Below are 4,370 nucleotides of genomic sequence, written 5' to 3'. Positions count from 1 at the left end.
CCTTCTGAAACTGTACCTGATTCTTCGCCATGATCTATCTCACTCAAACACTGATTATATATACAGTATAACAATAACTGAGAAATGTGGGTAATCAGGTAGGTTATTAAAGGTTGGCTCTTCTGGCCTTTCAGAATTTATCCTAATTGCTGCTGCCGGTATCAGCTTTTTTACTTCAAGCTTGTACGAAAGAAGTATGTCTTCAACATTTGCGACAGGTATGCCAAACGTTCTGACGGGGTATCTTCTCAAGTACCCCTCAGTTAGGGATGCCATGTCTTTGTCATCCGAACTATTCTTTTTGATAAGTTTTGCTATTCTGCCGACAGCAGCATTTAGCAGTTTCATGCAGCTTTAATCTCCTTGTTTTGTTCTTCAGCTTCCTCCTTTGTTGCCGCCTTTGGTTTTTTTTCTGTCACGTTTTCTGTGTCGGCAGTGTCGCCTTTTGCTTTTGGTTTTGAATTAGCAAGGTCGCGAACCTCTTTAGAAATCATTCGTTCAAACGTTCTTTGGCTGAACAAACCGCGATTTCGCTTTGCACTCTCATCAGATAAATACACGAAACGTGAGATGATTTTGTTTAGTGCATTGATACTTTGATTCGAAGCTTGCTCGTAAATAAAGTCATCAACTAGGCCGCTGACCCATTGCAGTTGTATTTGGCACATGACCGCATCAATATTCTCAATGAGATTTTTGATGTTGTTCATGAAGGGATGGGCGATTTCCATTTCAAATGGAGAATCATTGCTTTCTACTTGAAAGGTATCATTGCCCAATTTATCCAGTTGGACTTTTAACTTGTCTACACTTTCATTGGCTATGATAAGTGTATCTTGTTTCCACAATTCAAGACGACCTTTCCAGTCATCACGCTGTTTTGCAGTCTCACTAAGTTCTAAAAATTTCGCGCCTGCTTGGGTAATTCGTTTTTTATTTCTCTCATAGTAATTACCGATTGAGGCGCTGCGGATGTTTATTTTTCGAGTGGCGCTTAAAACTGCGCCTTTGATATCTGCCATGAGTTTCTCCTTTGAAAATTTTTTCAGGCATCATAATGATGTCTCATTTTCAGAAGGAGGTATGGGATTTAAGGTATCTCTTTTGAGCCCTTAATTTTCAGTTTTCACTGATGCGGATGCATATGCCTCTTCAAGTTCTTCTCTTAGGTCGGGCATTTTATTGACACGCCTTTTTACTTTCTTCAGAAGATACAGGTCAGATATAACACCTCTGTACTCTTTTATTATTTGCTCGGTTTCGAAGGCAAGTTTAGCAATTTCTACCGGAGCGAACTTCATGAAACTTGCTAATGTGTAGCCTGTTTTATTCACAGGAACTTCTCTTGATACCTTGTTAACGCCTGCACGCCTTACTGAGTCGTACTGGTACCATCTAATTCGAGGAGCACCGTCCTTTTCAGTGTATTCAGGGAATACGTCTGGTTTATATCTATCACTACGAATTGTCATTTTTGGGATGAGCGTATATCTGTACTTAGAATCAGCTTTGCTGACTTTGTTGTTACGCACATTGTTCATCATGCCCACGTATACAGATATCTGCGTCTCTATATCCTGAAGAAGCACATGCACACATTCTCTCTGAGCGAGATGTAATTTAACGTATTTTTCTCCAAACATTTTTTTACCAAAGTAGTATGTAATAATTTAATAACCTACCGAAGTATAAATTATGGGTTTCTAATTGTCATTTTTAATTTTATTCGTCGACGCTATACTTTCGTAAGTCATTGTTATTTATACATATATCATGAATTATATCTTTTCGTTTGACTCAATTTACAGTATTCGAGTAAAGGTTTAAGAGTAATTTAACAGGGTTTTTCTTTGGTTAGTTTATTATTTATCTATCTGAAACATATGGTTTTAAATGGTTTTTGAAGATTCCAGTAGGTTATATATAACCTATCATTGAATATAATGGTTACCATCAATGCATATTCTTTCGTTAATCCTAATGTATAAAGATTATTTCATTTCAGTTGAATTTACATATCTAATTGTTTTAAATGAAATATTCGTTATTTTGTTAAGCCTTAGTAGGTTATATATAACCTATTATTGAATATAATGGTTACCATCAATGCATATTCTTTCGTTAATCCTAATATATAAAGATTATTTAATTTCAGTTTAATTTACATATCTAATTGTTTTAAATGAACTATTCGTTATTTTGTTAAGCCTTAGTAGGTTATCAATAACTTACTTGAAGATTAGTTCTCCTATTCTGATAGCGATTGAATAAATCCATTAACACCACGATTTAGACCTCTTAATAGTCAATGCATGCTAGTTTTGCACTTTATTATTTATCTAGGGACACGTTTGTGTCCCAAGTGACATTTTTGTGTCCCAAGTGACACGTTTGTGTCCCAACTCATTTTCAAAGTAAATGTATTTGTTTTTCTTAGGGACACGTTTGTGTCCCAAGTGACACGTTTGTGTCCCAGTGAATTTTTGGTATATACGAGGTATAAGATGTCAGTAGCTGAAAAAATCATGAGTAATGAGAAGGTTCATCCTTCTATTGTTTCAATTGAAGTGGGATATGGCAGTACCACATTAGTTTATAGCGCCAATGGCAAGCATATGAACTCGATGACGATGCCCTCTCGCCCTAAACAACTCGGTTCAAGAAGTGATTTGACGGGTGGTCTACTGGTTACCACAGGCAAAAGTGCAGTTGTTATTGTTAATGACAACGAGTGGCAAGTTGGAACGGATGTAGGTTTATCTAGTGAGCGTAAAAGCGTTGAAGTACTTAATGATAACTACATCGATAGCGATGAATATTTAGCAATGTTTCTTGGTTGTCTATCGTTGCAACCTCATGATGAAATTGACATGTTAGCACTTGCACTTCCAGTCAATCGGATGCACCTCAAACCAAAATTAGAAGCAATGGCCAAGAATATCAAAATTGGTCAACGTCATATTGCTATAAGAAATGTGTGGATAGTCAGTCAACCATTTGCGGGTTTACTTTACCACGTATATGAATCATCGCCTGAAACTGGATTGCGAAGCCTAATTAACAAAAACTTCCTAGTTATAGATATTGGCTATTTAACTCTTGATTGGCTATCGATTAACAACATGAGACCTGATGAAAAACTATCTGGTGCTATAGAGCTTGGCATGTCTGTTCTCGTACATGAAATTGCAGAGTACCTCGGCTCTAGTAAGGTCTTCGATATTGGTGAGGTTTCTCCAGCTATTATTAATAAGGCTTTTGAAACTGGAAGTCTGTCTATGTTTGGTAAAACATTTAATTTCCCAATTCATAAGTCAGAAACTGTTTCTTTCGATGCCAGTAAACTCATTGCTTCACATATGGAAAAAGCGGCGAACAAGATAACTAATGTCATAGGTAAAGGGGCATCTCTAGATGGTATCGTCGTAGTTGGTGGTGCCTCAGGACTTTTATTAGATCACATTCAACGTCGTTTTAAGCACCATGCAGTAGTCAGTTATGGTATCGATGCAGTTGGAAAAGGTTTGCAATATGGTGGCGCGTTAAAGGCTAATTCTGGTAAATAACGATGTCGGATATCATGTGCAAGTTTAGGCTTAATAATGAAGAGTTACCGAATATAACTGCACTTGTTTCCAAATTAGATGGAAAGGGTCGAAATGAGATAATCCGGCTTTTCATGCGCTTAGCTTTAAACAATATCTCATATCCGCTAGAGGCCGGTGATGGATTTCAATCGTGTAATATCAGACTACGTATCACTAGAGCTTCACATCCAGATTTGTATGAACACTTAAATAGCTTTGCTTCTCGGCATCGGTCTGCTGAAGTAATTCGAATGCGCAGTTTTATTGAGAGTGCAAATTCCACATTCGTGACTAAGCCAATATTTACTGACAAAAAACAGGAGGTGATAGAGTCACAACCAATAGATCAGGAATTCCATGACAAGCCTCTATATGATGATCTTATTATAAACGATAGTGACATGGAGTTAGCTGAACTACTTTAGTTTGTTCTAGTGCTTCAGTTCCAAGTTCTTTCTTATATCTTAAATTAATATTAAAAACCCCGTGACGAGAGCGAAGCGACGTCGTGGGGTCGTTTCCTTCTTTATACTTATAACCCTTAAACTACTTGAAAAGCCAGAGGTAAACCCTGAAACAGGACGTAGAATCGGTTATACGCTTGAGCAAGTGAATATTCTACGAGAGCACTTCAAAATTGTTCCCAGATTGAAAAAGGATGCACCCACAAAGCGTTTAGGAATAACGTAAGCGATCAATATAGGCCGTCTTCCCCAGATTTAGCTACTCCGTAAAATAGCCTCCGTAGATTTTACTAACGGAGACTTTACTGATGGCAACAAA

4 protein-coding genes are annotated in these 4,370 nt (G+C 37.3%); 1 reads left to right on the top strand and 3 read right to left on the bottom strand.

Annotated elements, in window-relative coordinates; all coding sequences use genetic code 11:
* Positions 1-54: 54 nt before the first annotated feature.
* The 3 genes from MHM99_RS20855 to MHM99_RS20845 form a co-directional block, all read right to left on the bottom strand.
* A complete protein-coding gene (locus MHM99_RS20855; RefSeq protein WP_239220447.1) occupies positions 55-348 on the bottom strand; it encodes a hypothetical protein in 294 nt (97 codons plus the stop codon).
* Positions 345-1,022: a hypothetical protein gene (locus MHM99_RS20850; RefSeq protein ID WP_239220446.1), complete on the bottom strand. Its 678-nt coding sequence runs from the start codon at positions 1,020-1,022 to the stop codon at positions 345-347. The genes MHM99_RS20855 and MHM99_RS20850 overlap by 4 nt, the downstream gene beginning before the upstream one ends.
* A 90-nt stretch (positions 1,023-1,112) precedes the next feature.
* Positions 1,113-1,643 (bottom strand): hypothetical protein, encoded by a 531-nt coding sequence (locus tag MHM99_RS20845; protein ID WP_187447966.1) that lies wholly within the window; start codon positions 1,641-1,643, stop codon positions 1,113-1,115.
* 861 nt (positions 1,644-2,504) lie between these two features.
* Here MHM99_RS20845 and MHM99_RS20840 point away from each other — a divergent pair.
* Positions 2,505-3,566, top strand: coding sequence for a ParM/StbA family protein (locus MHM99_RS20840; protein ID WP_202942879.1), 1,062 nt, complete (start codon positions 2,505-2,507; stop codon positions 3,564-3,566).
* The last annotated feature ends 804 nt before the right edge of the window (positions 3,567-4,370 follow it).

It is taken from the genome of Alteromonas sp. MmMcT2-2 (genome assembly GCF_022348305.1).
Taxonomy (GTDB): domain Bacteria; phylum Pseudomonadota; class Gammaproteobacteria; order Enterobacterales; family Alteromonadaceae; genus Alteromonas; species Alteromonas macleodii.
The sequence above is the reverse complement of the archived record's forward strand: the minus strand, read 5'-3'. Positions and strand labels throughout refer to the sequence as shown.

Excerpts from the sequence above, each read along its gene's own strand:
- MHM99_RS20855 (WP_239220447.1), bottom strand. The coding sequence starts at position 348 with ATGAAACTGCTAAATGCTGCTGTCGGCAGAATAGCAAAACTTATCAAA.
- MHM99_RS20850 (WP_239220446.1), bottom strand. The coding sequence starts at position 1,022 with ATGGCAGATATCAAAGGCGCAGTTTTAAGCGCCACTCGAAAAATAAAC.
- MHM99_RS20845 (WP_187447966.1), bottom strand. The coding sequence starts at position 1,643 with ATGTTTGGAGAAAAATACGTTAAATTACATCTCGCTCAGAGAGAATGT.
- MHM99_RS20840 (WP_202942879.1), top strand. The coding sequence starts at position 2,505 with ATGTCAGTAGCTGAAAAAATCATGAGTAATGAGAAGGTTCATCCTTCT.